The organism is Pseudomonas sp. KCJK9111, assembly GCF_046231935.1.
Lineage (GTDB): Bacteria > Pseudomonadota > Gammaproteobacteria > Pseudomonadales > Pseudomonadaceae > Aquipseudomonas > Aquipseudomonas parafulva_B.
Map to the genome: position 1 here is coordinate 1 of NZ_JBJJMO010000149.1, position 300 is coordinate 300.

The 300-nt window shown below is 61.3% G+C and carries 1 protein-coding gene; it reads right to left on the minus strand.

Translation table 11 applies throughout. The annotated features are described in order from the left end of the window. The coding region (locus ACK59L_RS21570; protein WP_409275980.1) for an immunoglobulin-like domain-containing protein at positions 1–300 on the minus strand (300 nt) is incomplete at both ends.

The window sequence follows — 300 nt, forward strand, 5'->3', positions numbered from 1 at the left end:
GTGTCGATCGAGTCGTTGATCGTCGTTACCGCTGGCGTCGGGTTCGGCGTCAACTGCTCGAAGTTGCCGCCCGTGGCGCTGTCGATAGTCACACTAACGGTGGAGCCGTTGTTGTAGACGTCGTTCGCCGGGGTCTGGAAATCGATACTGCCCTGGGTCTTGCCTGCTTCAACAGTGATGACCTGGCCATTGGACAGGGTCACGGTCACCGGAGTCTGCGCCGGGTTGGTCAGGGTAACGGTGTACGTGATCACGCCACCTTCGGTCACGCTCGGCGAAGCCGTCAGCGTGGCAGTGGTG